This window comes from Paenarthrobacter sp. NPDC089714 (assembly GCF_044748905.1).
Taxonomy (GTDB): Bacteria; Actinomycetota; Actinomycetes; order Actinomycetales; family Micrococcaceae; genus Arthrobacter.
In genome coordinates, this window is sequence record NZ_JBIVGX010000022.1 from 18,105 (window position 1) to 42,866 (window position 24,762).

General features: G+C 64.6%; 23 protein-coding genes. 14 read left to right on the plus strand and 9 right to left on the minus strand.

Annotated elements, in window-relative coordinates; translation table 11 throughout:
* Window positions 1–39: 39 nt before the first annotated feature.
* Window positions 40–1,137 (plus strand): substrate-binding domain-containing protein, encoded by a 1,098-nt coding sequence (locus ACIPY3_RS22030; RefSeq protein WP_397325373.1) that lies wholly within the window; start codon window positions 40–42, stop codon window positions 1,135–1,137.
* 9 nt (window positions 1,138–1,146) lie between these two features.
* Here ACIPY3_RS22030 and ACIPY3_RS22035 read toward each other — a convergent pair whose 3' ends face one another.
* Complete coding sequence (locus tag ACIPY3_RS22035) at window positions 1,147–1,389, minus strand: hypothetical protein (RefSeq protein ID WP_400337459.1); 243 nt, start codon at window positions 1,387–1,389, stop codon at window positions 1,147–1,149.
* Window positions 1,390–1,398: 9 nt separating this feature from the next.
* On the opposite strand from ACIPY3_RS22035, the gene ACIPY3_RS22040 reads away from it, so the two are divergent.
* Both ACIPY3_RS22040 and ACIPY3_RS22045 read left to right on the plus strand, forming a co-directional pair.
* Window positions 1,399–2,841, plus strand: a complete 1,443-nt coding sequence (locus ACIPY3_RS22040) for an ABC transporter permease (RefSeq protein ID WP_400337461.1) — start codon at window positions 1,399–1,401, stop codon at window positions 2,839–2,841.
* Window positions 2,842–2,843: 2 nt separating this feature from the next.
* Window positions 2,844–3,536 (plus strand): ABC transporter ATP-binding protein, encoded by a 693-nt coding sequence (locus ACIPY3_RS22045; RefSeq protein ID WP_397325371.1) that lies wholly within the window; start codon window positions 2,844–2,846, stop codon window positions 3,534–3,536.
* On the opposite strand, the gene ACIPY3_RS22050 is transcribed toward ACIPY3_RS22045, so the two are convergent.
* The 3 genes from ACIPY3_RS22050 to ACIPY3_RS22060 are packed head-to-tail and all read right to left on the minus strand — an operon-like array spanning window position 3,514 to window position 6,508.
* On the minus strand, window positions 3,514–4,695 hold the full coding sequence (locus ACIPY3_RS22050; protein WP_400337463.1) for an ABC transporter permease: 1,182 nt from the start codon (window positions 4,693–4,695) through the stop codon (window positions 3,514–3,516). The genes ACIPY3_RS22045 and ACIPY3_RS22050 overlap by 23 nt on opposite strands.
* Window positions 4,692–5,420, minus strand: coding sequence for an ABC transporter ATP-binding protein (locus ACIPY3_RS22055; protein WP_400337465.1), 729 nt, complete (start codon window positions 5,418–5,420; stop codon window positions 4,692–4,694). The genes ACIPY3_RS22050 and ACIPY3_RS22055 overlap by 4 nt, the downstream gene beginning before the upstream one ends.
* Before the next feature lie 2 nt (window positions 5,421–5,422).
* Complete coding sequence (locus tag ACIPY3_RS22060) at window positions 5,423–6,508, minus strand: biotin/lipoyl-binding protein (RefSeq protein WP_400337467.1); 1,086 nt, start codon at window positions 6,506–6,508, stop codon at window positions 5,423–5,425.
* Window positions 6,509–6,742: 234 nt separating this feature from the next.
* On the opposite strand from ACIPY3_RS22060, the gene ACIPY3_RS22065 reads away from it, so the two are divergent.
* Together ACIPY3_RS22065 and ACIPY3_RS22070 are read left to right on the plus strand one after the other, a co-directional pair.
* Entirely contained in the window at window positions 6,743–7,429 is a 687-nt protein-coding gene (locus ACIPY3_RS22065) for a hypothetical protein (protein ID WP_400337468.1), read from the plus strand.
* Window positions 7,430–7,442: 13 nt separating this feature from the next.
* On the plus strand, window positions 7,443–8,513 hold the full coding sequence (locus ACIPY3_RS22070; RefSeq protein ID WP_400337470.1) for a Gfo/Idh/MocA family protein: 1,071 nt from the start codon (window positions 7,443–7,445) through the stop codon (window positions 8,511–8,513).
* Window positions 8,514–8,566: 53 nt separating this feature from the next.
* Here ACIPY3_RS22070 and ACIPY3_RS22075 read toward each other — a convergent pair whose 3' ends face one another.
* The 3 genes from ACIPY3_RS22075 to ACIPY3_RS22085 form a co-directional block, all read right to left on the minus strand.
* A complete protein-coding gene (locus tag ACIPY3_RS22075) occupies window positions 8,567–9,001 on the minus strand; it encodes a DoxX family protein (RefSeq protein ID WP_400337472.1) in 435 nt (144 codons plus the stop codon).
* A gap of 104 nt (window positions 9,002–9,105) precedes the next feature.
* The gene (locus ACIPY3_RS22080; RefSeq protein WP_400337473.1) at window positions 9,106–9,810 is read right to left on the minus strand and encodes a phosphonatase-like hydrolase; all 705 of its coding nucleotides are present in this window, start codon (window positions 9,808–9,810) and stop codon (window positions 9,106–9,108) included.
* Window positions 9,811–9,821: 11 nt separating this feature from the next.
* Window positions 9,822–10,589, minus strand: a complete 768-nt coding sequence (locus ACIPY3_RS22085) for a GntR family transcriptional regulator (RefSeq protein ID WP_400337475.1) — start codon at window positions 10,587–10,589, stop codon at window positions 9,822–9,824.
* Between the two features lie 164 nt (window positions 10,590–10,753).
* Here ACIPY3_RS22085 and ACIPY3_RS22090 point away from each other — a divergent pair, with 164 nt between their 5' ends.
* The 5 genes from ACIPY3_RS22090 to ACIPY3_RS22110 all read left to right on the plus strand — a co-directional run bounded on the left by ACIPY3_RS22090 (window position 10,754) and on the right by ACIPY3_RS22110 (window position 15,831).
* Window positions 10,754–11,980, plus strand: coding sequence for a TIGR03364 family FAD-dependent oxidoreductase (locus ACIPY3_RS22090; RefSeq protein ID WP_400337477.1), 1,227 nt, complete (start codon window positions 10,754–10,756; stop codon window positions 11,978–11,980).
* 29 nt (window positions 11,981–12,009) lie between these two features.
* Window positions 12,010–12,927 (plus strand): phosphate/phosphite/phosphonate ABC transporter substrate-binding protein, encoded by a 918-nt coding sequence (locus tag ACIPY3_RS22095; protein ID WP_400337479.1) that lies wholly within the window; start codon window positions 12,010–12,012, stop codon window positions 12,925–12,927.
* A complete protein-coding gene (locus ACIPY3_RS22100) occupies window positions 12,927–13,703 on the plus strand; it encodes a phosphonate ABC transporter ATP-binding protein (RefSeq protein WP_400337481.1) in 777 nt (258 codons plus the stop codon). Before ACIPY3_RS22095 ends, ACIPY3_RS22100 begins: the two co-directional genes overlap by 1 nt.
* On the plus strand, window positions 13,700–14,554 hold the full coding sequence (phnE, locus tag ACIPY3_RS22105; protein ID WP_400337483.1) for a phosphonate ABC transporter, permease protein PhnE: 855 nt from the start codon (window positions 13,700–13,702) through the stop codon (window positions 14,552–14,554). The genes ACIPY3_RS22100 and phnE overlap by 4 nt, the downstream gene beginning before the upstream one ends.
* Before the next feature lie 167 nt (window positions 14,555–14,721).
* Window positions 14,722–15,831, plus strand: coding sequence for an FAD-dependent oxidoreductase (locus tag ACIPY3_RS22110; RefSeq protein WP_400337485.1), 1,110 nt, complete (start codon window positions 14,722–14,724; stop codon window positions 15,829–15,831).
* 67 nt (window positions 15,832–15,898) lie between these two features.
* On the opposite strand, the gene ACIPY3_RS22115 is transcribed toward ACIPY3_RS22110, so the two are convergent.
* Window positions 15,899–18,118 (minus strand): NADP-dependent isocitrate dehydrogenase, encoded by a 2,220-nt coding sequence (locus ACIPY3_RS22115; protein WP_400337487.1) that lies wholly within the window; start codon window positions 18,116–18,118, stop codon window positions 15,899–15,901.
* A gap of 345 nt (window positions 18,119–18,463) precedes the next feature.
* On the opposite strand from ACIPY3_RS22115, the gene ACIPY3_RS22120 reads away from it, so the two are divergent.
* On the plus strand, window positions 18,464–19,465 hold the full coding sequence (locus ACIPY3_RS22120; protein WP_400337489.1) for a trypsin-like serine peptidase: 1,002 nt from the start codon (window positions 18,464–18,466) through the stop codon (window positions 19,463–19,465).
* 102 nt (window positions 19,466–19,567) lie between these two features.
* Here the strand turns inward: ACIPY3_RS22120 and purH are convergent, their stop codons facing one another.
* The gene (gene purH / locus ACIPY3_RS22125; protein WP_400337491.1) at window positions 19,568–21,238 is read right to left on the minus strand and encodes a bifunctional phosphoribosylaminoimidazolecarboxamide formyltransferase/IMP cyclohydrolase; all 1,671 of its coding nucleotides are present in this window, start codon (window positions 21,236–21,238) and stop codon (window positions 19,568–19,570) included.
* A 110-nt stretch (window positions 21,239–21,348) separates the two neighbouring features.
* Between purH and ACIPY3_RS22130 the strand changes: the two genes are divergently transcribed.
* From ACIPY3_RS22130 to ACIPY3_RS22140, 3 genes are read left to right on the plus strand one after another with little or no spacing between them, the layout of a single operon-like run.
* Complete coding sequence (locus tag ACIPY3_RS22130) at window positions 21,349–22,296, plus strand: N-acetylglucosamine kinase (protein ID WP_400337493.1); 948 nt, start codon at window positions 21,349–21,351, stop codon at window positions 22,294–22,296.
* On the plus strand, window positions 22,271–23,221 hold the full coding sequence (gene murQ / locus ACIPY3_RS22135) for an N-acetylmuramic acid 6-phosphate etherase (RefSeq protein WP_400337495.1): 951 nt from the start codon (window positions 22,271–22,273) through the stop codon (window positions 23,219–23,221). Before ACIPY3_RS22130 ends, murQ begins: the two co-directional genes overlap by 26 nt.
* Before the next feature lie 43 nt (window positions 23,222–23,264).
* Window positions 23,265–24,617, plus strand: a complete 1,353-nt coding sequence (locus tag ACIPY3_RS22140; RefSeq protein ID WP_400337497.1) for an MFS transporter — start codon at window positions 23,265–23,267, stop codon at window positions 24,615–24,617.
* Window positions 24,618–24,762: the final 145 nt, after the last annotated feature.

The following is a 24,762-nucleotide window of genomic DNA, read 5'->3' on the forward strand; positions in this document are numbered from 1 at the left end:
ACTCGCTCCACCCCACCCACACAGAAAGTGAACCAAGATATGCGAATGTTTGGTAAAGCAGGAAAGGCAGCAGCAGTAGCTGCCATCGCGGCACTGGCGCTGACGGCCTGCGGCCGCACTGACAGCGGCTCAAGCAGCAGCACAGCTGGCGGGGAAGCGTTCCCCAAGGACTCGCTGATCGGCGTCGCACTTCCGCAGAAGACCAGTGAGAACTGGGTCCTCGCGGAGAAGCTGTTCAACGACGGCCTCACCGGCGCCGGTTTCAAGGCCGACGTCCAGTTCGCCAACGGCGGTGTCTCCGAGCAGCAGAACCAGATCAGCGCCATGGTCACCAAGGGTGCCAAGGTGATCATCGTCGGTGCGATCGACGGCGCGCAGCTGGGTACGCAGCTCAAGCAGGCCAAGGACTCCGGCGCAACGGTCATCGCGTACGACCGCCTGCTCCTGAACACCGAGAACGTGGATTACTACGTGGCCTACGACAACTTCAAGGTCGGTGAACTGCAGGGCCAGGCCCTGCTGGACGGACTGAAGGCCAAGAAGCCGAGCGGCCCGTACAACATCGAACTGTTTGCTGGTTCCCCGGATGATGCCAACGCCAAGGTCTTCTTCGACGGCGCCATGAGCGTCCTGAAGCCGAAGATCGACGACGGTACCCTCAAGGTCCTGTCCGGCCAGACCGCATTCGAACAGGCCGTTACCCAGGGCTGGAAGGCTGAAAACGCCCAGCGCCGTGCTGACACGCTGCTCACCGGCAGCTACGGCAGCGCATCCCTGGACGGCGTCCTTTCCCCGAATGACACCCTGGCCCGTGCAGTCCTGACCTCCGTCAAGGCCGCCGGCAAGCCGCTCCCCGTCGTGACAGGCCAGGACTCCGAGGTTGAGTCCGTCAAGTCCATCATGGCCGGCGAGCAGTACTCCACCATCAACAAGGACACCCGCAAGCTGGTTGAGCACGCCATCACCATGGTGAAGGACCTGCAGGCAGGCAAGGAACTGGAGATCAACGACAAGGATTCGTACAAGAACGGCGTCAAGACCGTTCCGGCGTACCTCCTGCCCCCGCAGATCGTGACAGCAGCGAACGTCAAGACCGCTTACGTCGACGATCCGGTACTCGGCCCGATCACCAAGTAGTACCCCGCATCACCGGAGCCCCGGTCCGCCCACAAGGCGGGCCGGGGCTTTTTGCTGCGCCGGGGCTTTTTGCTGCGCGGTGGCTTTTTGCTGCGCGGTGGCTTTTTGCTGCGCGGTGGCTTTTGCTGCGCCGGGATTCTTCACAGCCCACGCATAGCTTCGGCTGGCTTCCTGCACAGCCGCCTTGAAGAAGGTTGGATCTGCGGCCGGCGTCCAGCGGGCCGGGGCCTCCCCCGGCCCGAGCAGCTCCAAAGGAGAAACGTGAGCGTCCTTGCCCGAAGCGTAGGCAATGCCTTCCGCAACAAAATCAGAACGGCGGCCGTGGTTGCCGTCCTGGCCGTCGCCATCGGTTTGGCCTTGGCCATGCTCGTGGCCAACCAGGCCGTGGGCGCCAAGGTCCAGGAGCTCAACGCTTCCGTGGGCACCACCCTCACGGTGAACCCGGCCGGCGGGCAGGGCTTCGAGGGCGGCGGCGAACCGCTCACCTCAGCCCAGGCGCAAACCGCAGCGGGCGTCGCGAACGTCACGTCCGTCGTCGGGACCAAGGCGCTGCGACTCCAGACGGCAACCACCGGCACCACTGCGACGACGCAACAAGGCGGCTTCGGCGGCCCCGGCGGCCAGCAAGGCACCACCGTCACCACCAACCTGACCGCCGCCGTCGATGCCGGAACGCTTGGAAACCGCAACAACGCGAGCGGAACAACCGGCAGCACTACCACGCAACCGGCCCGCGCCCTTCCCATCACAGCCACCGGCATCGGGGCCGAAGTCGACAGCACCGGCAAGGCACTGGACATTACCAGCGGCAGCGGCCTGGGCGACTACACCGCGGCCGAAGCCAAGGCAATCGTCGGAACCACCCTGGCCGAAAAGAACAACCTGACGGTTGGCTCCACCTTCACCATCCAGGACAAAACCTTCACCGTGGCAGGCTTGTTCGACGCCGGAACCACGTTCGGCAACAACGCCGTCTACGTGACGCTCCCGGAGGCCCAGACGCTGGCCGAAACGCCCGATGAACTCTCCACCATGATCGTCACGGTCAACAGCATGGAGAACGTGGACAGCACCAAGACCGCACTCCAGAGCGCACTCGGCGCGGACAAGGCCGACGTCACGCAGGGCCAGCGCAACCTCCAGACTGCCGTCAGCTCACTGGACAGCGTCAAGAACATCTCCTTGGTCGCGTTCATCGCCGCCCTCGCAACCGCCGGACTGATCATCCTGCTCATCATGGTGATGCTGGTCCGCGAGCGCCGCCGCGAAATCGGTGTCCTCAAGGCCATCGGTGCCCGAAACCGGACCATCGGCCTCCAGTTCGTGCTTGAGTCCCTGGTCCTGGTGGCGTTGGGCAGCGTGGTGGGTGCGGCGATCGCGTCGTTCGCGAGCGGCGGCATCGCCTCCGCGCTGATCAGTTCCAATTCAGGTACGACGGCGGCAACCACCAACCAGCGCGGCGGCGGCTTGGCCGGAGCAGCAGCCAACGGCGGCGTTCCCGGTGGTGGCGGCTTCGGCGGAGGCGGCCAAGGCGGTCCGTTTGGCGGAGCCAACCAGTTGCTGACCTCCGTCACGGCGAGCGTCTCCCCCGGCGTCCTCGCTGCCGGCATCGCCGCAGTGTTCGCCGTCGCCGTCATCGGAGCGTTGGTTCCCGCGCTGCTGACCGCCCGTATCCGTCCCATCGAAGTACTCCGAGGAGAATAGCCGTGATCGTAGTCAAGGACCTGGTCCGTCAGTTCAAGTCCGGAGACCGGACCATCAAGCCGGTCAACGGCGTCAGCTTCGAGCTGGAGAAGGGCTCGCTCGCCTCGATCGTGGGCAAGAGCGGCAGTGGCAAGAGCACCCTGTTGTCCCTCTTGGGCGCGCTGGACAAGCCCACGTCCGGCGACGTGGTGGTGGATGGCGTGAGCCTCGCCGGACTCCCGGACGGCAAGCTCACCGAGTACCGCCGCCAGGACATCGGCTTCGTATTCCAGCAGTTCAACCTGATTCCCAACCTCAGCGCGGTGGACAATGTGATGCTGCCCATGGAGTTCGCGGGTGTGCGGAAGTCGGCCCGGTTGCAGCGCGCCAAGGAACTCCTGGAGCAGGTCCAATTGGATCCGGAGAAACACTCCCGCCGCACCAACCGGCTCTCCGGCGGTGAGCAGCAGCGTGTGGCCATCGCAAGGGCTTTGGCCAACGAGCCCAAGCTGATCCTGGCCGATGAACCCACCGGTAACCTCGACGAGCAGACTGGTGAGCACATCATCCAGTTGCTGAGCTCATTGAGCCGTGACCACAACACCACCATCCTGGTGGTGACCCACGACCGGTCGCTGGCCCAGAAGACGGACCGGCGCTTCCGGCTTCAGCAGGGGCGCCTGACGGAGGAGCTCAAAACCGGATCGCGTCAATAACCTTCACGCGCACAGCGACGAGCGCGGGAATCGCTCCCGCGAGTGCGCCGACAAGGACGGCCGCCCCGAAACCGAGAAGGGCCGCCTCGATGGGGAACGCCGGGTGCTCGGACAGGCCCGGCGCCACCTTCGATTCGATCCAAGGGTTCTTCACCACCGCGATTGCCAGCATCACTCCGGCCAAGCCGGCAACTGCGGTGGCCACCACGGACTCCATCATGACCCCGAAGAAGATGCGTCCCGAGGTGGCACCGAAGCTGCGCCGGATTCCGATCTCCCGGACGCGGTAGCGCACGGTGACCATGGATATGTTCAGCATCCCCACAGCCCCAAGCAGCAGGACGAGTCCTGCGATACCACCGACGATCCACTGGGTGGGCCCCAGCGGATCGCCCCAGGCAGCGTAGTCAACGCGCTGCGCCTGGGCGTACATCCCCGGAAACTGCGACTGCAGGTCCGCGCTGATGGCAGCCGTCAGGGGTCCTGCCTGGGCCTCACCCACCCACATCTTGAACTCGGACATCTGCGGCCGCATGCCGATCAGTTTGGCCCCGTCCGTGAGGATGAAAGCCGAAGGCGGGGCCATCTCGTGGACGTTCGGAACCACTCCGATGATCACCGCAGTCGCCGGTTGGTCGCCCGGGATGGAAACCGTTGGCTGGGTTGTCAGGTTGGGCCTTCCGGCCCGGTCATAGAAGGCTTCGGAGACCACGACGGCGGGTGCGAGCCTTTGTCCGTCATCGGCGGAGAACCAGCTTCCTTGCAGGAGGGGTACGCGGTGAATGATGCCGTATCCGATATCCACCATGGTCATTTCCACGCTGGTGACGCCACGGGGAAATTGGAAGCCGGCCTGGGTCCGTCCCACGTGTGTGGAGGTGGTGATGCCGAAACGTTGTTTGATGCCTTCGTAGGCTTTGTCGAGCTGCTCAGCGCTTGGCGTCGACGGACCGTTCACACTCAGCGAGACGGTGGCTACCCTGCCTTGATCACGCTCGGACCGGGCTTTGATACCCTCCCTGGCGAGGTTACCCAGGCCCACTACCGACGTCAGGGCTGCTACGGAAAGCGCAACACCAAGGAGGGCCAACAGGATGCGCACTTTGTTGATGCGAAGTTCCTGCCACGCTTCCACCACCGTGGAGACAAAGCCGGTCATGCGGGTACTCCAGTTTCTGCCAGAGCCAGGGTGCTGAGGACGCCGGTGTCCAGGCGGTAGCAAGCACGGGCCAGGGCGGCCACGTTGACATCGTGGGTGATGGTGACGAGTGCAGCTGCGGATTCCGTGGCAACGGTGTCCAGCAAGGCCATGACTGACTGGCCCGTCTCAACGTCCAACGCTCCGGTGGGCTCGTCGGCGAGGATCAGGCGTGGCCCGCGAACCAGCGCACGGGCGATGGCCACGCGCTGTTGCTCACCTCCGGAAAGCATGTTGGGCATGGTGTTGGCCCTTGCGGCGAGGCCAACCCGGTCCAACATGTCCATGGCGAGTTCGCGGCGACGCCAGAAGTCCTTGCCCTTGGCATACAGCAGCGGCGTGATCACGTTATCCAAAGCGCTCCTGCCGGGCAGCAGGTTGAACTGCTGGAACACGAATCCCACAGTGGATCCGCGCAGCCTCGCCCGGGCGTTGCTGCCCAGGCGTTCCGCGGGCTGCCCCAGGAACTCGAGCTCCCCGGAGGTGGGCACATCCAGGAGGCCAAGGAGGTTGAGCAGTGTTGATTTGCCACAGCCGGACCTGCCGACAATCGCTGTATGGTCACCGCTGAGCACCTCAAGGTCGATGCCTCGCAGGATGTGCAACTGCTGCGCATCCGGCAAGGTCACCGAGCGGGTGACGGAGCGAAGCCTGACCAGTACTTCTTTTTCAGTTGTGGACTCCATGACTAACCCGCCGGTGCGTAGGCAACCTGGCCGGGGCCCATCATCATGGGATCCCCGGCTGCAGGGGCACCTGGAACGAACTCAAGGACCTGCTCGCCTTCAGTCAACCCGGACACAACCTCAACCACGGATCCGTCGTTCAGGCCGAGCTCTACCTTCCGCTGTTCAGGAGCTCCTCCGGCGGCACTGGATGTCCAGACGATGCCGTCCTTCACACTGCCCTTCACCGACGTCAAGGGCACGGTGACGACGTCGGTCGCCACGCCTGCACTGACGGTCATGGTGGCACCGAGGCCGGCGAAGACTTCCTGATCGGAGGGAACAGCGCAACTCAGGGTGCCCGTGGGCGTGCTGTCCTCCTGCGACTGGCCGCTGGCACCTGGACCAGCGATGGCTGCACCGACGCCCATGCCGGCACCCCCGCCCGAGCCGGACAAACCGCCGGAGCCTGTGCCGCCGTCGTTCGACGCGTTGTTCGTGAGCGTCACCTCGGCACACTGGAACGGCGCCGGGCCACCCACCAGGGCGATCTCCGCAGGGCCGGGCTTGCCCAGGAGACGGTACTGCTGGGAAGCGTTCACGGGCCCCGCGACGGTGTACGTGCCGGGATCGACCTTGCCGACGGTTTCGCCGACACTGACCTGCTGGTCGATCAGGGTTGTCAGCTGCTGCAGAGTTCCGCCGCTCGGGGCCAGGACGTTGAGATAGTCATAGACAGGCTTCGGGGGTGTTCCGTCTTTGGAGACCTGCGGATTTGTCACTGCTCGCTCCGCCTTGACCTGGAAGAGCGCGTCGCCCTTGGCCACGGTGGCGCCCTGCTCGACGAAAACCTTGATGACCTTGCCGGCGGCTGTGCTGCGCACGGATTCGGCAGCATCACTCTGGACTGTGCCCTTGATCTGGACCGTGTTGGTGACGGTGGCCCGCGTGGCCGGGACCATCGGAATATCCACTTCTGCCAGCGGGGCCGGCTGCGAAGTTGTGGACTTGAGTCCATCTATGAAGGCGATTTTGACCAAGGCCACGGCAATAATCGCGAAAACCAACAACCAGGCAACCGGCAAAATGACGCGCCGAAAAACACCCATCCCTGCTCCATTTCGGTAACTCCCCACAGAACCTCTGCGAGGGATGATTGCTCCAGCCTAGGCGAAGCCACTGACACCCCGGTCATTCGAAAGGATGAACAGGCTGCTTACCGTGTCGCTGGTTTGATCTGTCGCGGGGCCCGTGCAAGACTGAGCACGTACACGCCCCAGTGACCATTCGGCAGAAGTGCCGGACTCCTGGGGCAATTTTCTTTTAAGCAACTAAGAGGGGCCGTGGACGTAGGCGCAATTGGAACGCTTGAACAGCTGATCAGTGTCCCACGGTTCCAGACATACCTGGGACACTATCGCGGCAACCACCATCTGGCCGCCCGGTTGTACGCCTGGAACATTGAAGTGTCGTCTGCCTTTTGGGGTCCCCTGAGCATCTTGGAAGTTGCTCTCAGAAATGCCATGCACAACGCGTTATCGAAGGGTCGCCCGGACACGTGGTGGGACCTCCCGAGCACCCATCTCATGGACAACCACCGGGCAATTCTGGACGAGACCATCGCGAAACTCCAGCGCAAGATTGTGACGCCAAGTCCAGGCCAAATAGTTGCAGCCCTGCCGTTCGGCTTCTGGACCCGTTTCCTCGACAAAGGGATCCCCCGGCATCCGTTGCTCAGCTACGAAACGGCGTTCTGGCAACCGAGGCTAATGAACGCGTTTCCGGAAGGCGTTGCGCTCAAACGCAAGGTGCTTTTTGCCGACCTCACCCAAATCCGGGAGATGCGCAATCGCATCGCCCACCATGAGCCGATCTTCAAAATGCCGCTGGAAACAATTTGCGGAGATATCTCACGTATCGCTGGCTATATACACGTCGACGCCGCAGCGATCATGGGCGGCTGCAGTCGGGTCGCGAGGGTTCTTGACCGTAAGAAAGATGCAATCATGCACGGGCGCAATAGCTTCTGAGAGGATGGCTGGCATGACTCTTCCTATCGCGAAGCCGTGGCTCTTCTCCCAGACCAACCAGGATCCTCGGGCTTCAACGGGCCGGCGTTTGCGGTGGGGTGTGGTGTCCACGGGGAACATCGCCAACAGTGTGTCGCAGGACCTGTCCTTGCTCGAGGACGCGGAGTTGTACGCGGTGAGCTCACGCACGCAGGCGGCTGCGGACGCTTTTGCGCAGAACCTGGGGTTCGCCAAGGGTTACGGGGACGACAGCGGCGTGCCCGGCTACCAGCGCTTGGTCGAGGATCCCGACGTCGACGTCGTCTACGTTGCCACTCCCCATGCCCAGCACTTCATGATCGCCTCGGCCGCGCTGCGTGCAGGCAAGCACGTCCTGTGCGAAAAGGCCCTCACCATCAACGCCCGCGAGGCAACTGAGTTGGTTCGCTTGGCCCGGGAGAACAACGTGTTCTTCATGGAGGCGGTCTGGAGCCGTTTCCTGCCCAGCATGCAGAGTGCTTTCGAGATCGCGGCTTCCGGTGAGATCGGACAGATCCAATGGGTCAGCGCGGACCTGGGATTCCCGGCACCCTACGATCCCTCGGCCCGGATTTGGGCGTTGAACGATGGCGGCGGAGCACTCCTGGACATCACGGTGTACCCGCTGCTCTGGGCACTGGGAACACTGGGCTTCCCACAGTCGGTGACAGCCATCGGCTCACTCAACGAGGACGGCGTAGACACCCAGAACGCGCTGACCCTCGGCTACGACACCGGCGCCCAGGTCCAGCTCACGTCGTCCTTGCTGGCCCACGGACCCCGGACGGCAACGGTCGCCGGAGGCCTGGGCTACATCCAGACAGTGGGCTCGGTGAACAACCCCCGCGAGCTCGTCATCCGGGTGGGCTGGGATGAGCCGAGACACGAACAGTTTGACGTCGTGGGCATCGGCTACACGTATGAACTCCGCGAAGTGACGCGCTGCATCCAGCAAGGACTGACCGAGAGCCCCACCATGCCCCTGGAGGACTCCATCAACGTGATGCGCCTGTTCGACGGCGTGCGTTCCCAGTTGGGTATTCGATACCCGAACGACGCCCGCTGACGGGCCCTGGCACCGGAAGGCGAGTGCCGACGTCGTGATTTAACCCAGGCGCGCTAACGCTTGAGCGGTTGCCGCGCCAGCTTGCGGTCCAGAGACAAGGCTCCAGGTCCCAGGAAGATGAACGACACCGAGATCGCGAAGTACACGATCAGGAGCTCAGCCGTCACTCCGGATGCATCCGTGAGCAACGGCTTCCCTGCCTCCGTCACGAACCAGATGGACGCGAAAAGGATCGCCGCCAGGAAACCAGCCACGCGGGTGAGGGCGCCAAGGACCAACAAGGCCCCCAGTCCAAGTTCGCCGGCGATGACCAGCCAGGCGATGACGTCCGGCTTCTGGACGCCCATGGCTGCGACAGAAGCAGCAAAAGCTGCATGCCCGGCCATGAACTTTTGGAAGCCATGCACCATGAGCAGCACACCGAACACCACGCGAAGGATGGTGACGCCGCGGGAGGAGGACTTGGGAGACGGGTGAAGGAATTTCACGCATCCCAATCTTCCATGCCCACGGCCGCTCACCAAACCCCGACCAACCCAAGTAGGTCGCAGTTGTGCGCGTTTTGACCGCTGAAAACGCGCACTATTGCGACCTAGTTGGGAAAGGACAGCAGCGCCGGGATGTCCTTCACGCCGTCCAGGATGTGGTGGTGCGGGTGCGCGGCGAGGGCTTCGCGATCCAGCTTGCCCGTGAGGACACCCACCGCCACGACGCCGGCATTGTTGGCGGCGGCGAGGTCGTTCACGGTGTCGCCCGCCGCGATCACGGCCCGGACGTCCTGCACGCCGGTCCGCTCCATGGCGCGGTGGATCATGTGCGGCGCCGGCCGGCCGGCGGGTACTTCGTCTGAACATACGACGGCGTCCAGCACCTTGCCGGGGTCGCCCGCCTCGACGCCTGGAGCAGCAACGCTCCAGCCGAGGCTGGCCAGCAGGTGCTCCGCAACATCGCGGGAGAAGCCCGTGGTCAGCGCTACTTTGACGCCCTGGCCGCGAAGCGTGCGGAACGCCTCTTCCACTCCGTCCAAGGCGACCGGCGGGTTGGCGGCGTAGAACTCCACCAGGAGTTCCTTGAAGCGCGTGAAAGCAGCCGCCACGATCCCGGGAGAAGCAGCGCCCCCGCCCGCCTGGATCAGCGCGGTGATGGCTTCCACTTTGTCTGCACCCATCCACTCCTGGACGGCTTCGGGCGTGGTTTCGACGCCGATTTCCTCGACGCAGCGGGCCAGGGCAACGTAGACGTCGCCGTGTTCGTCGATGGTGGTGCCGGCCATATCGCAGGCAACGAGCTCGATCATGGGTAGCTCCTTCAGGTGGCTTGAGAGTCGGTGTGGATGCGGACCAAGGCAGCCCTGCGTTCCACGGTGTTGTCGATGGTGAAGTTGGTGAGCGCCGGGAGGTAGCGGTCCTCGGAGTACTCCAGGGGCTGGCCGTCGGCGGAACGGGTGATGCGGCGTTCGCGCAACAACGGAATGCCTTCGGACTGTTCCAGCAGTTCGGCGTCCTCGTCATTGGCAGCCACGGCGTCGATCGTGTGCCGCGCACTGTGCAGGTCCACGCCCTGTTCCTTGAGGAACGCGAAAATGGAGCCCGAGTCGGTGTCGAAGTCGAACAGCTTCCTGCCCACTTCCAGGATGAACGTGGTCCGTTCAATCATGGCCGGTACCTGATCGAGATAGCGGACACGCAGGACCTCCACCACGGTGGTTCCCGGCACCAGGTTCAGGGCCTCGGCGGCTTCAGGACTGGCCTCGCGGCGGGCAACTTCGAGTGTCCGCTGGCCCGGCGTCTTCCCGATACCGGACGCCCATTCCGTGAACGAGTTGAACGTGGAGAACGACTGGGACGGCACCAACGAGCGGACCATCGGCGGCCGCCCGCGCCCACCCGTCACAGCACCTTCGGCACGCAGGAAGGCGAGCGCTTGGCGGATCGGTCCGCGGGATGTTCCGAACTCGCGGCACAGCTCCGCCTCGCTGGGCAGCTGGAAGCCCGGGGGCCAATCCCCCTCCGTGATCCGACGCATGAATTCTTCGCTGAGGCGGACGTGGAGGGGTGCGTTCTGTTGTGCAGTCACGAGTTGATCATACAAGTTGACTCTGGCGGGATCGCCGATTTTGCGGTTCTTGGGATGAATTTGGGGTGAACTTGGGTGAACAGATATTAAATTCAGATTAACTTGTATATACAAGTGGCATTCTGGCTTGATTTACCCTTCGGCGGGCGGCCAGAGTCGTTGGTGTGAACAACCCAAGCTACTCTTCCTCACACACCGCCCAGCCCGCAGATGTCCTTGTTATCGGCGCCGGAATCATCGGGCTGGCCCACGCGGCACACGCCGTTGCCAACGGCCTCACCGTGACCATCATTGAACGGGACCACCACGCGGCAGGAGCGTCCGTCCGGAACTTTGGGCATTGCTGCATCACCGCGCAATCCGGCGAACTGTACGAACTCGCGCAGACCTCACGGAAGTACTGGCTCGAGTTCGCTGAGCGTGCCGGTTACTGGGCTGTCGAGTCCGGCGCTGTGGTGCTGGCCCGGACCGAGACCGAACTGGCGGTGCTCCGCGAGCTCTCCTCCGTTCGGGAACCCGGCCAGGTGGTCCTGCTCTCGCCGGAGGAGACCCGGGCTCGCTTGGGTGCCGGGCATGCGTCTGCGGAAGGAGCACACGACGGCGGCGCGCCCACCACCGATACCGCAAGCCCGCACGACGGCGGGTGGCCGGGTCTCGTCGGTGGCGCCTTCCTTCGGGACGACCTTCGCGTCGACCCCCGCACCACCGTTGCACGGTTGGCCGACTGGCTGAGCCGGCAACCCGGCGTCGAACTTCACTGGAACGCTTCCGCGCTTGGCTTCAGCCAGGAAGCCGAGGTAACCACGGTTCACACCTCACGCGGTGGGTTCAGGGCCAAGCAGGTGTTCGTCTGTGTGGGCCACGACGTCGACTATCTGTTCCCGGACCTTGCCGCCGAGCACCGGATCCAGCGGTGTGCCCTGCAGATGTCCCTGGCCGCCAAGCCGGCCGGGCTCGAACTCAGCCCGGCCGTCCTGACGGCAACCTCCATGCTCCGCTACCCCGCGTTCACGGACATGCCGGCCGCAGCAGCGCTCCGCGACGAGGTGCAGGCGGCCCAGCCCGAACTGCTGGACATCGGGGCCAACGTCATGTTCACCCAACGCCCGGACGGCACCGTGATCCTGGGCGACTCGCACCACTACCACCTCACCGCAGATCCTTTCCTGGACGAATCGGTGACCAATGCGCTCAACACCGACATCGAGGCCAGGATCGGCCAGTCGCTGGAGATCATCCAGCGCTGGCAGGGCGTCTATGCCTCCTCGGAGGTTGCTCCCCTGTTGGTCAGGGACATCCAACCCGGCGTCACGGTTGTATCGGTGACCTCGGGCGTGGGCATGACCCTGTCCTTCGGGCTCGCCCACCGCAACGTTTCCCGCTTGACCTAAATCCCTTCCCTTCGCATCCAAGGATTCCCATGAAAACCACGCTCTTCACCGGCTCCGCCCTGGCCCTTGCCGCCGCCCTCGCACTGACCGCGTGCGGCGGATCGGCCCAGTCAGCTTCATCCCAGTCAACGTCCGCCACGTGTCCCAACGGCGAGATCAAGTTCGGCATCGAGCCCTATGAGGACCCTGCCAAGCTCAAGCCCGCCTACGACGTCCTGGCCAACGCCTTGTCCAAGAAGCTCGAGTGTCATGTCTCCGTGCAGGTGGTTGAGGACTACGCCGCCGAGGTCTTGGCCATGCGCAACGGCAAGCTGGACCTCGGCCAGTTCGGACCGCTCGGCTACGTCTTCGCCGATTCCAAGGCGGGCGCCGAGCCCGTTGCATCCTTCGGCACCGCGGAGAAGGAACTCAGCACGTACACCGCGGGAATCTGGGTTCCGAAGGACAGCCCCATCCAGGCAATCGGTGATCTCAAGGGCAAGTCCCTGGCACTGGGCAGCGTGGGTTCCACGTCAGGTGACGTACTCCCCCGCTATGGTCTGCGCGAAGCAGGCATCGCGGACGCGGACCTGAAAATGGACTACACGGGAGGACATCCGGAGGCACTCCTGGCCCTGACCAACGGCAAGGTGGACGCGGCCGAGATCAACTCCCAGACCCTGGCCACCGCCATCGCAGCGGGAACGTTCAAAAAGGACGACTTCCGCCAGGTGTGGACCTCTGAGCCAATCCCGAACGATCCCATCACCGTCCGCGGAGACGCAGATCCGGCGTTCAAGAAGGCCGTCAAGGAAGCCTTCCTTTCACTCTCGCCGGAGGATGTTGCCAAGGTGGGCGAGTTCCTGGACGTCACCCCTCCGGGCCCGCTGCTTGAGGTCACCAAGGACAACTACACCCCGCTGTTCGACCTCGCCAAGACCATGAACCTCACCGAAAAGGATCTCTAGTGGCACCGCTCCTATCCGTTCAAGGCTTGCGCAAGTCCTTCAACGGCCGCACGGTGCTGGACGGAGTGGACTTCTTTGTCTCTCCTGGAGAACTCGTCGCTTTCCTGGGCGCCAACGGTTCCGGCAAGTCCACCACGCTGCGCTGCGTCATGGGTATCACCGAGCCGGACTCAGGAACCATCAGCATTGCCGGTTCGGCGGTGAATGGCTTGCAAGGACGCGAGCTCCAGCAGGCTCGCCAGCGGATGGCCATGATCTTCCAGAAGATCCACTTGGTCCCCCGCCGCACGGCGCTGGATAACGTCTGCGCGGGAGCGCTCTCCCGTATCCCGACCATCCGCTCGCTGACCCCCGCGCTGTTCCCGGCCGAGGTCCAGCAGGAAGCCCTCGACTGCCTGGACCGCGTAGGACTCGCTGACCGCGCGTTCGATCGCGTCGGCCGTCTTTCCGGCGGACAGCAGCAGCGCGTGGCCGTAGCCCGGGCACTGTGCCAGCGTGCCGACGTCGTGCTTGCTGACGAGCCCGTCTCCGCACTGGATCCGCATGCCGCCGAGCAGGTCATGGCGTTGCTTCGCGAACTCGCGCACTCGGAGGGCCTCGCTGTAGCGGCGGTCCTCCACCAGCCAGACCTGGCACTGCGCTACGCGGACCGCTCCATTGGGCTGCTGCAAGGTTCCATGACGTTCAATCTTCCCTCTTCCGAGGTGACGGCCCAACACCTCGATACGCTCTACGCCCCGGACCGGAACACCGCAGACAGGACTGTCGCCGCATGACTCCGCAGACACTGAACCCCGCCGTCAAGCGGCGGGCCGCTTCGAGCAAAAGCCGCGTGGCTCTGGTCCGCCCGAAGAAGCCGCTGCGGTGGATCACGACGGCGGCAGTGGCTGTCGCCGTCGTCGGACTTCACGCCGTGGCCCTTGAAGGGACGGACTTCAAACCCCAACTCCTGGTGGACGGCTGGAAGGGAATGGCCGCGTTCGTTGCCGACGCGTTCCCGCCGGACCTCAGCTGGGATCGCACGATTCGGCCGGGTCTGGAAGCCACGCTCGTGACCCTGTGGATCGGTTTGCTGGGAACCACCCTGTCTGTGCCGTTCGCCCTGATGCTCGCTGCCCTGGCCGCGGAGAACACGAGTCCGCACCGGCTGGTGTACCAGGCCGCGCGCTCCATCCTTTCGTTCTTCCGCGCCGTGCCGGACATTGTGTTCGCGCTGATCTTCGTGACGGCCGTTGGACTTGGGCCATTCGCCGGCGTGCTCGCGTTGATCTGCCACAACACGGGCGTCATGGGCAAGCTGTGGGCGGAGTCGATGGAGGAGATCGACGCCGGGCCGCAGGAAGCCCTGCGCACGGCCGGAGCTAACCGCGTCCAGCAGGTGGCCAATGCGACGCTGCCCATGGTGGTCCCGCAGTTCATTGGCCTGCTGCTCTACCGCTTCGACGTGAACGTGCGGTCTTCGCTGGTCCTTGGCCTGGTGGGTGCGGGTGGCATCGGGCTGCTGATCAACCAGTCCATCAAGTCCTTCCAGTTCGATTCGATGCTCACGCACATCCTGATCGTGCTGGTGCTGATCATCGTGGTGGACCAGTTCTCCGCGTGGGTCCGCCGCCGCCTCGCTGCCTGACCCCACCTGCCTGCCCGCCCGCCCCACCCACCTGCCCGCCCAACTGGGTCGCATTAGTGCGCGTTTTGACGGCTCAAAACGCGCACAACTGCGACCCAGTTGGGTGGGAGGGGGCAGAATGGGAGGTGGCTCTGGTTGGAGCCGCGGACTTTGTGGATGGAGCGGGTATGCAGGTTGACGTGGTGGTTGTTGGCGGCGGAGCGATGGGATCGGCGGCCGCGTGGCAGTTGTCCCGCAGCGGAAAATCCGTGGTGCTCCTGGAACGGTTCGAGGCCGGACACCACATCGGCGCTTCCCACGGTGCGACCCGCAACTTCAACACCGCCTACGCCGAGGCCGACTACCTGGACCTGCTGGATGAATCCAAAATCCTGTGGGACGAGCTCGCCGCGGAACACGGCGCTCCCCTGCTGGACCTCGTGGGCCTGGCCAACCACGGCAACACCCCCAAGTTGGAGGGGATCCGCGCCGCCCATGAGGAACGCGGTGTGGAGAGTTACTTCATCTCAGCTTCCGAGGCCGCCGACCGCTGGCAGGGCATGAATTTCGCCACCGACGTTCTCTTCGTCCCGGGATCCGGTCGGATCCGGGCCGCAGATGCGCTGGTTGCGCTCCGGACCTCCGCGGAGTCCCGCGGCGCTATCTTCAAATACTCGACGCCGGTCCGGGACATCCGCGTCGACGGTGCCGAGTCGGTGGTGGTGGTGACCGAAGAGACTGAATACACGGCCAAGCGCGTGGTGGTCACTGCAGGTGCCTGGACCACGAAGGTCCTGGACGGGCTCGCCAAGCTCCCGGCATTGGTGGTCACGCAGGAGCAACCGGCCCACTTCACCCCGACAGACAACACGCTGGTGTGGCCCAGCTTCAACCACAACCCGGACCCCGACCCCAACAACGAGCTCTACGAGTACTGGTTCAGCCCCGTCTACGGCATGCTCACCCCGGGCGAAGGCGTTAAGGCGGGCTGGCACGGCGTCGGACCCGTCATGGACCCGGACGAGCGCACCTTCCAGCCCATCCCCCAGCAGCTCGACGCCCTGGTGCGGTACGCCGAGGAGTGGCTTCCCGGCGTCGACCCTTCCACCGCGGTTCCCATCAGCTGCACCTACACCACCACGCCCAATGAGGACTTCGTCCTGGACAGCTTCGGGCCGCTGGTGGTGGGTGCCGGTTTCTCGGGGCACGGTTTCAAGTTCACTCCGGCTATTGGCCGGGTGCTGAAAGACATCGTCGACGGCGGCACGGCACCTGCGCGGTTCGCGGCGGACCGTTAAACGCAACTGACTCGCAGTTGTTGTTGTTCTGAGCACTCAAAACAACAACTGCGAGTCAGTTGGGACTTTACTTCAGCGTCGCGAGGACCTTGTTGAACGTGGCCGACGGGCGCATGATCTCAGCGGCCTTGGCGGCGTCCGGACGGTAGTAACCGCCCAGCTCGACGGCGGGACCCTGCACTGCGGCAAGCTCACCAACGATTGCCTCTTCGTTGGAGGTCAGCGCGTCGGCAATCGAAGCAAAGGCGGAAGCCAGCTCAGCGTCGGACGTCTGCTTGGCCAATTCCTGGGCCCAGTACATGGCCAGGTAGAAGTGGCTTCCGCGGTTGTCCAGCTCGCCAACGCTGCGGCGCGGGGACTTGTTCTCCAGGAGGAACGTACCCGTGGCGCGGTCCAGCGTGTCGGCGAGGACCTGGGCGCGGGCGTTGCCGGTGGTGGTGGCAAGGTGCTCGAAGCTGACGGCCAGGGCGAGGAACTCACCCAGGCTGTCCCAACGCAGGTGGTTTTCCTTGACCAACTGCTGGACGTGCTTCGGGGCAGATCCACCGGCGCCGGTCTCGAACAGGCCGCCACCGTTGATGAGCGGAACGATCGAGAGCATCTTGGCGCTGGTGCCGAGCTCGAGGATCGGGAACAGGTCCGTCAGGTAGTCGCGGAGCACGTTGCCGGTAACGGAGATGGTGTCCTGGCCCTTGCGGATGCGCTCCAGGGTGAAGGCCGTGGCCTCAACCGGGGAGAGGATCTCGATCTGCAGGCCCTCGGTGTCGTGGTCCTTCAGGTATTCGTTGACCTTGGCGATCAGGTTGGCGTCGTGGGCGCGGCCCTTGTCCAGCCAGAACACAGCCGGCGTCTGGGAAGCACGGGCACGGGTGACGGCCAGCTTGACCCAGTCGCGGATGGGAACATCCTTGGTCTGGCATGCGCGCCAGATGTCACCGGGGGAAACCTGGTGTTCGATCAGGACGGTGCCTGCGCGGTTCACGAGCTGGACCGTACCGGCAGCTTCGATCTCGAACGTCTTGTCGTGGCTGCCGTATTCTTCAGCTGCCTGTGCCATGAGGCCAACGTTCGGGACGGTGCCCATGGTGGTGGGATCGAACGCACCGTTGGCACGGCAATCATCGATGACAACCTGGTACACACCGGCGTAGGAGCTGTCCGGGAGGACTGCCAGGGTGTCGGCTTCCTTGCCGTCCGGGCCCCACATGTGGCCGGAGGTACGGATCATGGCGGGCATGGAGGCGTCCACGATGATGTCCGAGGGAACGTGCAGGCTGGTGATGCCCTTGTCCGAGTCAACCATGGCCAGCGCGGGACCGTCTTCGAGGCCCTTGGTGATGGCTGCCTTGACGCCTTCGCGGACGTCTTCCGGCAGGTCTTCCAGGCCGTTGAGGATGGCGGCGAGGCCGTTGTTCGGGCTGATGCCGGCTGCGGCGAGCTGCTTGCCGTAGGTGTCGAACAGTTCGGAGAAGTATGCCTTGACCACGTGGCCGAAGATGATGGGGTCGGAGACCTTCATCATGGTGGCCTTCAGGTGTGCGGAGAAGAGGATGCCCTCTTCCTTGGCGCGGGCAACCTGTGCTGCGAGGAACTCGTCCAGGGCAGCGGCGCGCAGGACGGTGCCGTCCACCACTTCGCCGGCCAGGACGGGGAAGTCCTTCTTGAGGACCTTGACCGTGCCGTCTTCGCGGACCAGCTGGATGGTCAGGGCGTCATCGGCGTCGATGACCACGGACTTCTCGTTGGAGCGGAAGTCGTTCTGGCCCATGGTGGCAACGTTGGTCTTGGAGTCAGCGGACCAGGCTCCCATGGAGTGCGGGTTCTGGCGGGCGTAGTTCTTCACCGACAGGGGTGCGCGGCGGTCCGAGTTGCCTTCACGCAGCACCGGGTTCACAGCGGAGCCCTTGATCTTGTCGTAGCGCGAGCGGATGTCCGTCTCAGTGTCCGAGGAGGGGTTGTCCGGGTAGTCCGGGAGGGCGTAGCCCTGGGCCTGGAGCTCGGCGATGGCGGCCTTGAGCTGCGGAACGGAGGCGCTGATGTTGGGCAGCTTGATGATGTTGGCTTCCGGCTGCTTTGCCAGTTCGCCGAGTTCAGCCAGGGCGTTGCCCGTGCGCTGGTCTTCAGTCAGGAAATCGCCGAACACGGCGATGATGCGGCCGGCCAGCGAAATGTCGCGGGTTTCGACCTCCACACCTGCGGTCGAGGCGTACGCTTCCACAACCGGCAGGAACGAGTAGGTTGCCAGCATGGGCGCTTCGTCTGTGTGGGTATAGATAATCTTGGCCATTGGCGGGGTTCTCCCTGAAAGTCTGCAGATTTCAACATCTCTAACTTACCCGAGCACGCCGATTTGAGGGCTCTTCGTGTCCGGGATCACGCCTTGCGTTACCGCTTTCACAGCCGCTTCGCACACGCTTCCCGGGCGCCCAAAAGCCCGACGGCGGCCTGGCCGCCGGGGGTGACGCACCGCCGTCGTACTCCTCTCCCGGGGCCCATCAAGAAACTGACAGCAAAATATCACAAAGTCTGAAACATCTCTTTACAAACTTGTCATACGGCAGGTAGCTTCGATTCCGTCAGTCGGCGGTCGCCATCACTGGCCGCCTCACTCCCTCGATTAGGTAGGAACAACGTGACAAAAACCAAGACCCTGGCCACAAGCCTGTTGAGTCTGTCCGCTGCCGCGATCCTTGCGCTGGTTGGCACCACCAGTGCAAACGCGGCCCCCGTCAAGGACATCGACTCAAGCGGTGCTGCGGTCAGCAGCCATGTGACGCAGGACGCCGGCGCCGCAGACTACTGGACCCCGGAACGCATGAAGAGCGCCAAGAACGGCGACGTCCTCGCCGCCAAGGCACTGCAGCGCACCGGTTTGCTCAACCTCGGCAAAGCCCCGGTCACCGAAGCCCCGGGCGCCGTCACCAGCATCGAAGGCCAGCAGGCCTCCACCGACTCCAAGGCCATCAACCTGAAGGTCAACCAGAGCGAATCGCCGGTCAAGCACATCGGCAAGATCTTCTTCACGCTCGGCGGCTCCAACTACGTCTGCTCCGGTAACTCCGTCACCGCAGCCAACAAGAGCACGGTGTCCACCGCAGGGCACTGCGTCAACGAAGGCCCGGGCGCGTACGCCACCAACTTCGTGTTCGTTCCGGCCTACCTCAACGGCTCCGCACCTTACGGGAAGTGGACGGCAAAGGCGCTGTACTCCCCCACCCAGTGGGCCTCGAGCGGCAACATGCAGTACGACACCGCATTCGCCGTGGTCAACACCCTCAACGGCCAGAAGCTCGCTGATGTTGTTGGCTCCTCAGGCGTCCAGTTCAACGCTGCCCGCGGCCTGAGCTACAAGTCCTTCGGCTACCCGGCCGCTCCTCCGTTCAACGGCGAATCGCTCAAGAGCTGCTCCGGCACGGCCACCAACGATCCCTACAACCCGCAGTTCAACACCCAGGGCATCCCCTGCAACATGACCGGCGGTTCCTCGGGTGGTCCGTGGTTCATCGGCAACAGCTCCAGCGGTTACCAGAACTCGGTGAACTCCTACGGTTACGGCAGCAACTCCACCACCATGTACGGCCCGTACTGGGGTTCCGTGATCCAGTCCACCTACACCACCGCTGCGGCTTCGTAACGGCTTCTTTGTAGCAAGTCCCTGTTAAATACGACGGCGGCCGTCCCCTTCGAGGGACGGCCGCCGTTGCGTTGGGGTGCTACGCGCCTGGGCGCGGCGTTCTTAGTGGAAGAAGTGGCGTGCGCCCGTGAAGTACATCGTGATGCCTGCGGCGTTGGCAGCGGCAATGACTTCCTCATCGCGGACCGAGCCACCGGGCTGGACCACGGCGCGGACACCGGCGTCGATCAGGATCTGCAGGCCGTCGGCGAACGGGAAGAACGCGTCCGATGCTGCCACGGCACCGCGTGCGCGCTCAGGCGCGTTGGCACCGCTGGCGTTGGAGGCACCGCCGGCGCCATCGACGTCGGACTCCACCTGGACGCCCAGCGTGTTGGCGCGCTCGACGGCCAGCTTGCAGGAGTCGAGGCGGTTGACCTGGCCCATGCCGATGCCGACTGCGGCACCGTTGTCGGCGAGGAGGATGGCGTTGGACTTGGCTGCGCGGCAGGCGGTCCAGGCGAAGGCGAGGTCCGCCAGCGTCTTCTCGTCGGCGGCTTCGCCGGCTGCGAGGGTCCAGTTGGAGGGGTTGTCGCCGTCGGCGTCCACCTTGTCGCTCATCTGGACCAGGACGCCACCGGACACCTGGCGCATCTCGGATGCGTAGCGGCCGTAACCCTCCGGCAGGGCGAGCAGGCGGATGTTCTTCTTCTTGGAGAGGATCTCCACAGCTTCCGGCTCGAAGTCCGGAGCGATGACAACCTCGGTGAAGATGTCGGCAACCGTGCGGGCCATGCCGGCGGTGACGGTGCGGTTGGCAGCGATGACGCCACCGAACGCGGAGACGGGATCGCAGGCGTGGGCCTTGGCGTGGGCGTCGGCGATCGGGTCGGCGGCATCAGCGGAACCAACGGCAACGCCGCACGGGTTGGCGTGCTTGATGATCGCGACAGCGGGCTCGGCGAAGTCGAACGCGGCGCGGAGGGCAGCGTCGGCGTCGACGAAGTTGTTGTAGCTCATGGCCTTGCCGTGCAGCTGGTCAGCCTGGGCGATGCCTGCCGGAGCAGCCTTATCCACGTAGAGGGCAGCCTGCTGGTGCGGGTTTTCGCCGTAGCGGAGAACCTCGGAACGCTCCAGGGCCAGGCCGGCGTAGGCAGGCCAGTCGATGACGCCGTCGCCGTCTTCGTCCAGGAACTGGCTGGCAGTCCAGGAGGCAACAGCGTTGTCATAGCTGGCCGTGTGCGCGAAGGCCTTGGCGGCCAGGCGGCGGCGGGTGTTCAGGTCGAAACCGCCGTGAGCTGCGGCGTCCACAACGGCGCCGTAGAAGTTGGGGTCCGTAACGATGGCGACGGCGGCGTGGTTCTTCGCGGCCGAACGCACCATGGCGGGGCCTCCGATGTCGATCTGCTCAACAACGTCGTCCTGCGCGGCGCCGGACTTCACGGTCTCGACGAAGGGGTACAGGTTCACCACCACGAGGTCGAACGTTTCGATCTCCATGCCGGCCAGGGTTTCCATGTGTGCTTCCACGCGGCGGTCGGCGAGGATGCCGCCGTGCACTCGCGGGTGCAGGGTCTTGACGCGGCCGTCGAGCATTTCCGGGGAGCCGGTGACTTCCTCGACTTCCTTGACCGGGATGCCTGCGGCGGCGATCTTCTTGGCGGTGGAGCCGGTGGAAACAATGGCGACGCCGGCTGCGTGCAGGCCCTTCGCGAGCTCCTCCAGTCCCGTCTTGTCGTAAACCGAGATCAGTGCACGGCGGATGGGAACACGGTCAAGCTGCGTCAAGCTCACAAAAGTCTCCGTCTTAGTTCGCGTAGATATCGCGGGTCGGTGGGGATATGGGCAGTTTATCGTGTTTCGCTGCATGGCTGGTTTTGCGTCCTCCAACATAGGGTTGAGCCATGGATGCCACAGACGTCGTTCTCGTTGCCGATGTTGGGAAGAGCCGTTGCCGGGTGGAATTGCGGGCCGGCGATGAGTTGCTCGGCGCTGCGGACCAGCACGGCTTCCCGGGCGTCCACATCGACAACGGGCCCACCTTGGCTTTCGACCTTCTGGTCGAGACCATCGCGATGCTCCCGCCCGGCCTGCCTGTGAGCACGTTGACGGGCGTCGGGGCAGCAGTTGCCGGAGTCGAGGCATCGGCGGAGAAGTCGCGGGAGCTCGCGACCATGTTGGCCCAGCACTTCAGCGTCCCCGCGGCGGTCCTATCCGACGCGACCGCCGCCCATCTCGGCGCACTCCAGGGAGCACCAGGCATCAGCCTGATTGTGGGGACGGGTGCGGTCGCCTTCCGTTTCGACGAAACCGGCGTCCTGCACCGTGCCGACGGCTGGGGTCCCTATCTTGGCGATCACGGCAGCGGCCGCTGGATCGGCCAGCAGGGTCTTCAAGCAGTTCTGCAAGCGCACGACGGCGGCACCGCCACGTCGCTCTCCGCTGCAGCGGGCGCTCTGGTCGAGTCGCCTGAGCACCTCCCGGGTTGGCTCGCCGAACAAGAGAACCCCTACCGGGCGATGGCCCGGTTCGCGCCGCTGGTTCTGCACGCCGCGGAGGCGGGTGACGCCGTCGCACGTCACATCGTTGACGACGCCTGCGCGATCCTGACCAGCACCGTCAAACTGGCCGCGTCCGGCGACGCAAGCGGCAAACCGCGGGTGGCCGTCCTGGGCGGAGTGGCCGCTTCTGGGTTCTTCTCGGGACTCTTGCAGAAGTCCCTCGCTTCGGCTGGGATTGAGATGGCGGCCCCGCTCGGCGACGGCCTGGACGGCGCCGCCCTCGCTGCGACGCGCCGCGGGCTCCTCCAGGAAAGGTACATCCACCGTGACGGAACAAACTGGCCCGACTGACGCTGACAAACTCGCCGATCTCCGCACGGAACTCGCCGGCCTGCAGACCGAAGCCGCCGCCGAGAACCTCAAGGACCTGGACATCCTGGGTACCGACGAACTCGTGGAAGCCATGCTCTCCCACAGCGCAGGCGTGCATGCCGCCGTCGCGAAGGCCAGTGCGGCGATTGTCCAAACGGTCGACGCCGTTGCGGAGCGACTGCAGCGCGGCGGTCGGCTTTTGTATGTGGGAGCCGGGACGGCCGGGCGGCTGGGTGTGCTTGACGCGAGCGAGTGCCCGCCGACGTTCGGCACTCCGCCGGGACTCGTCGTCGGGCTGATCGCGGGCGGCACCCAAGCCATCCAGAAACCGGTGGAGTATGCCGAGGACAACGCGACCGCGGGCGCGCGGGACCTGCACGATATCAACGTGACCGAAGCGGACGCCGTCGTGGGTATCACCGCGTCCGGGAGGACGCCGTACGTGATCGGCGCGCTGGAGGAGGCCCGGAAGAAGGGTGCGTTCACGGCGTCGCTGGCGTGCAACAAGGGCTCGGCCGTGAGTCATCTGGCGAACGTGGCGATCGAGGTGGTGGTTGGTCCGGAGTTCATCGCCGGTTCCACGCGGCTCAATTCGGGCACCGCGCAGAAACTTGTCCTCAACATGATCAGCACGCTGGTGATGGTGAAGCTCGGCAAGACCTACGGGAACCTGATGGTGGACCTGCGCGCCACGAACGAGAAGCTTCAGGCGCGGTCGCAGCGAACGGTGCAACACGCAACGGGTGTTTCGGCTCACGAGGCGGCCGCGGCGCTGGACTCGGTTGGTGGTTCGGTGAAAGCGGCCATCCTGGTGGTGCTGACCGGGCTCGATCCGGCGGCAGCGAAGGGTGCGCTGGACAAGGCTGGTGGCTTCCTGCGGAGGGCCATCGAAAGCCAGCAGTAATAGTGTCTGGCCGAGCGCCTAGAGTTGCAGGTAGGAGGCCTTGATGAATACATACACAACCGTGCCCAGCGGCGAACAAGTGGTGCAGGAACTGCCGTGGCGGTGGAAGGTCCAAGGCAAGATCTTCCTGATCGGTGGCCTCGGCTTCATGTTCGACGCGTGGGATGTGACGCTCAACGGCATCCTCATTCCGCTGCTCTCCAAGCATTGGTCGCTGCAGCCAGCCGACGCAGCCTGGATCGGCACCGCCAACCTGATCGGCATGGCCGTGGGTGCCTTCGCGTGGGGCACCATCGCGGACACGATCGGCCGCAAGAAGGCCTTCACCGCGACACTCCTGATCTTCAGCATCTTCACTGTGCTGGGTGCGCTGGCTCCGGACATCGTGTGGTTCTGCATCTTCCGGTTCATGGCGGGGTTCGGCCTGGGCGGCTGCATCCCCGTGGACTACGCCTTGGTGGGTGAATTTACGCCCCGCAAGCAACGCGGCAAGGTGCTCACAGCCATGGACGGTTGGTGGCCCGTGGGCGCGGCCCTGTGCGGCTTTGTCTCGGCCGGGCTGGTTGCTTTGTACGGGGATTGGCGCCTGACGATGCTTGTCATGGTGATTCCCGCGTTCCTGGTGTTCTGGGTCCGCCGTTCGGTCCCGGAGTCGCCGTTGTTCCTGATTCGCAAGGGCCGGCGCGTGGAGGCGGCCGCTGTCATTGACGGATTGGTTGAAGCAACCGGAGCTCCTGCCCGCGCTTACAGCCTGCCCGAACCGCAGGACGCTCCGCGGCTCTCGGCTGGCAGCGCGTGGGGTCAGCTCCGCCGGATCTGGACGTTCAACTGGAAGATCACCACGGCAGCGTGGGCCTTGTTCTTCTCCGTTCTCTTGGTCTACTACCTGTCCCTCACGTGGATGCCACGCATTCTCATCGGTGCCGGGTTCGAGGAGTACAAGGCCTTTGTCACCACAGCCGGCATGGCCGCCGTCGGGCTTTTGGGGGTTATTGTCGCCGCCCTGTTGGTGGAGCGCGTGGGCCGCAAATGGATCCTGGCCATCACTGGTCCGTTGTCTGCGGTGACGCTCGTGATCGTGGCGTTCGTGGTGGACATTCCCTCGGCCGCAGTGATCTGGCTGCTCGTGTTCGGCTTTGTGGTCCAGGTGGCCATCCCGGTCCTCTACGCCTACGTGTCCGAGCTCTACCCCACCGAGCTCCGCGGGTCCGGATTTGGCTGGGCGTCAACGTTCTCCCGCATCGGCGCTGGCTTCGGGCCGCTGGTGTTTGCCTCGTTCTTCTGGCCGGAATTCGGGTTGGCTACGTCCTTCGCCCTGGCGGGTGGGCTGGTGCTGCTCTCCGTGCTGTGGATGGCGTTCTTTGCCCCGGAAACAAAGCAGCGCGTCCTCTCGTAAGCACCCACCCCGGTACCCAACTGGGTCGCATTTGTGCGCGTTTTGAGCCCGGCGGAGTCAAGGGGTGGGAGCAACGCTGGGGGGTTAGGCCGCTTGTAGCAGCTGGTTAAGCCGGTTGGCTGGGGTTTCGAGGTTGAGGGTGGGT